The 2,045-nt window shown below is 46.2% G+C and carries 1 protein-coding gene; it reads right to left on the reverse strand.

Annotated elements, in window-relative coordinates; genetic code table 11:
* Window positions 1-796: 796 nt before the first annotated feature.
* Complete coding sequence (locus tag ACJMM9_RS07950) at window positions 797-1,678, reverse strand: hypothetical protein (RefSeq protein WP_405325524.1); 882 nt, start codon at window positions 1,676-1,678, stop codon at window positions 797-799.
* Window positions 1,679-2,045: the final 367 nt, after the last annotated feature.

A 2,045-nucleotide genomic window follows, 5' to 3' on the forward strand; every position in this document is an offset into this window, starting at 1 on the left:
TTGGACTCGAACCAACGACCCCATCGATGTGAACGATGTGCACTGGGCTACCGGTCAAGTTGTCAAACTGAAATGTGGACGTGAACACACCTGAAAAGCCTTTAAAATAAAGGCTTTTTCTATTTTCGGAGGTGTTCAATGAAAAGGTGTTCAGGGGTGTTCAGGGGGTGTTCACGGGCCAGGAGTGTAAAATACTCCCCATAGAATGGACAGATGAATTTAACCCGATCCCGGTTTGTGGACAGATAAAATAGCCGAAATCCTCAAAAATGGACAAGACTATTAACACAGAGTCCTCATACCTGGACAATGGAAATAGCACACTAACAAGAAAAGCAATGCAGAATGCTTGCTGGACAAAGGATGGAGGTGATATACCAAACGAAAGGAAGGATAGTTGACAATGGCTAGAGATTCAAAGTTTACAGAGGAAGAGATATCTATTGTAAAGAGTTCTAAGATTAGCCCCCTGTATTCATTTACGGTTTCATTATATACATTCTTCTTGTCAATACATACATCGCCATAAGTGATTGCTGCTTAAACCCAAAGATGACGAAAACCCGCAGAGCAGATTGTGATAAGCTCTGCGGGTTTTCACATGACACTCGAAGGGCAATTATTTACCCCGATTTATCCATACCGTTCATCTCAAAAAGGGAAGGGAACGGTACAGGATCATATGTATTCCCTTTGGCGACTTTCGGACAAGATTATATTCCGAGAAATATTTTGGTCTCTGAATGCGGAGACGCATCCTGTTTTTGATGAAGAATTTTTGTTCTAGAGGATGCCTTTATTTCCTGTGAGATTTTTCAATGCGGTTCGTGATCTCCTCCCCCGCCACGGCGTCGGCCAGGCCGATGCCGTACAGGTAGGCCGTGCATTTTCTGGCGTCCCGTTTATCCAGCAGTGTTTTAAAGGTATAGTCTTTTTCATCCCAGGGAAATTCATCCCGGAAATGAGCTTCCAGTTGTTCCGGGCTGTCCGAATAATTATCCCGGGTTTTCCGGAAGGATTCATCCAGGTAATACCCGCTATCCAGAACGATGATCAAATCCGGGCCCATCAGAAGGTTGGCGCTTATCATTTCCTCCCGCCTTGTGGCGGAAGTGCAGATAATCACGGTATCGCAGGCGTTAAGATGAATCATATCCTCCGTGTCATCCACTTTCGTTTTTCCGTTAACCAGCAGGAAATCCCCGATGTTCTTGTCGACGTTCCTTTTGCTTCCGCGGATTACGATTCCCACGGGAGAGAAGCGCTCGCAGATTCCGATGCAGTTCGCTAGGTTCGTGCGGCCTGTCCCGATGAATCCCACGTTTTTCGGTTTTTTTCGCATCAGCTGTTCCATCGCGAAAACCGTCATCAGGGAACAGCGGTATCTCGTCAGCGCCAGATCCCTGTATTCGTGTTCACTTCCATCCCGCTCCCGAATATCTAGAATTTCCTCTGTTTTTCCGTTTACGTCATTTGTGTAGATTTTCTTCAGACTGCTGACGCCGTCGATCGTCAGCCCCCGAAGAAATCCCGTAGAAGCAGTCACGATGCCCGCCGCGTCCCGCTCGTCCACTTCCACATCTTTGATTGGACACATCTCCGTGTCGTATTTTCCCCCGAAGGCACGGATGTAATTTTCCCGCATCATCTTCAGTGAGTCAATAAAAAATCGATTCATAAGGCTGCCTCTCAAGAGTGTGAATCAGAATAAAAGGCCAACCGGACGGTCTTTCGATTCCGCTGAATCATTATACTTCTTTTCTCTGAAAAGGAAAGAAGGAAATATATTCCTCAGAGGTCAATTGCAAAAGGAAGTTTTGATTTGTCGACAGTTCTTTGAATTCAAAGTTAAGTGGTTTTTCAGATCCCGAGTTGTCGAACCGATGTTCCTAACCAGTATTCTGCCATCTTTCCCGAATCTCCTGCAATCAAAGTGAAACTTTATGGCTGAAACCCTGCGCGAACTGGTAGTCGCGCTGTCGCTGGACTCCAGCAATTTCTCGCGCAATATGCGCACCATCAACCAGCAGATCAAGGAAGCCGAG

The sequence above is a fragment of the Fibrobacter sp. genome (assembly GCF_045112255.1).
Taxonomy (GTDB): Bacteria; Fibrobacterota; Fibrobacteria; order Fibrobacterales; family Fibrobacteraceae; genus Fibrobacter.